This window comes from Bacillus sp. FJAT-47783 (assembly GCF_022808615.1).
GTDB lineage: Bacteria > Bacillota > Bacilli > Bacillales > Aeribacillaceae > Bacillus_BZ.
The window spans coordinates 1-1842 of the sequence record NZ_JAKZKS010000059.1 but is presented as its reverse complement, the minus strand read 5'-3'; the positions used below and the strand labels follow the sequence as shown (position 1 = coordinate 1842).

General features: G+C 42.3%; 2 protein-coding genes. Both read left to right on the top strand.

What is annotated here, in order from left to right; all coding sequences use genetic code 11:
* On the top strand, positions 1-1549 hold a 1549-nt coding region (locus MLD65_RS17920; RefSeq protein ID WP_243293180.1), incomplete at its 5' end, for an IS1634 family transposase.
* Positions 1512-1748, top strand: a complete 237-nt coding sequence (locus tag MLD65_RS17915) for a hypothetical protein (protein ID WP_243293179.1) — start codon at positions 1512-1514, stop codon at positions 1746-1748. The genes MLD65_RS17920 and MLD65_RS17915, both read left to right, overlap by 38 nt.
* Positions 1749-1842 lie beyond the last annotated feature (94 nt).

The window sequence follows — 1842 nt, the reverse complement described above, 5'->3', positions numbered from 1 at the left end:
TCGAAAAATATCACTAATGAATGATTGTGGGGGAATGATTCCGATGACACAGACGGACCAAATTTTGACACTTTCGGCTGGACCATCTCAATTGATTTCTGCTATTTGTGATGAGATAGGATTTGAAAAAATTATAAATGAACAGCTTGAATGGGACAAGAACCGCTGTCATTTATCACCTGGCACCCGCTTGAAAGCGCTGGTCATCAACATCCTGTGTGATCGTCAACCTCTATCCCATATTCATCGATATTTTCGACAACAGGATATGGAGATGTTATTTGGAGGGGGCGTGAGTGCAGAGGATTTGAATGAATACTGTATAGGCCGTGCTTTGGATGCATTACATAAGGCTACACCTTGGAAAGTCTATTCCACATTATCGATCTCAGCCTGCCAGACACTTGGCTTGTCCCTAGGTACACTCCATAGCGATACAACCTCATTTTCCTTATACGGAGAGTATGATTCAACGGACGAAAATACAAAAACAGAAGATCATCTTGCTATCACACATGGTTACTGTAAGCAGCGCCGTCCGGACCTAAAACAAATTGTCCTAGGGATGAGCGTAACCCCTGAACGCATCCCGATTCTTGCCAATATCGAAAACGGAAATACCAATGATAAAGGCTGGAATCTGACCTTTATTCATAAATTAAGGGAAACGCTGTCCAAGGAGGAATGGAATCAATTGATTTATCAAGCGGATGCCGCTTTGATTACAACGGAAAATCTCCGTGAAATACGAGGCCAACTCCATTTCATTTCTCGACTTCCAGATACATTCAAATTAAGTCAGGAGCTCAAGGAAGAAGCTTGGAATCAAGGGAAGTGGCAAGAGGTTGGCGCTGTAAAGCCACAAAAAGGAGCCACCTCCTATAAACTCCAATCGTTTTTGAGAGAATTGGATGGCTATACCTATCGGTTTGTGGTGGTTTATTCCGACAAGTTAAATGAACAAAAGGAGAAGACCTTTCAACGTCAACTGACAAAAGAGAGGGAGCAACTTGAAAAAGCGATTCGAAAATTTGAAACAACGGTGTATCATTGTAGAACCGATGCCGAAGAAGCCCTGGATGCATTTCAAAAGAAATACGCAAGCTCATCCTTCCGCTATGAAATCACCCTTCAAACCGAGGAACAGACAGAAAAACGAACAAAGAGGGGACGTCCAAAGAAGAATGAACCTACGAAAACTTTTCAGGTTTTCCGTCCTCAACTCCAATCCTTTGAGAAAGACGAAGAAAAGGTTGAAGAGATACGGCGCAAGATGAGCACATTCATTCTCATCACCGATCTATTAGATCGAAACGAAAGGCCTGATGAAGAGATTCTCCAGACGTATAAAGGGCAGGAAGCCGCTGAGACGCGCTTTCGATTACTCAAAAATCCGCAATTTGTCGATGGCTTTTTCTTAAAGAAACCGAGCCGGATAGAAGCGTTGGGAATCGTATTTGTGATGGCCATCCTCTATTTACGGGATTTTAGAGTACCGGGTACGAGAAAAAATGAAACAGGAAAAAGAGCCCCTCATTCTAGCGGGTAAACGTAAAGTATTCCAGCCAACCGCTCAGGCTTTATTGAAAGAACTTCAGGAAATCAAGGTGATCTACATTCAACAAGGTGGACAGGTCATGCGTTATATACCAGACAACGTTGGAGAACAAAGCAAACGAATTCTAGAGTTGGCCGGCTATGATCTCTCCATGTATGTGTCGAAGAAAGCAGAAAATCAACCAAAGTAAGCTAAAATTGGGGTGAACTCGATTATGATTGTCGAACAAGAAAGGAAAATCTAGAAAAACGTCGAGAGAGAGGTGAATAGATGGATTTTAAAAA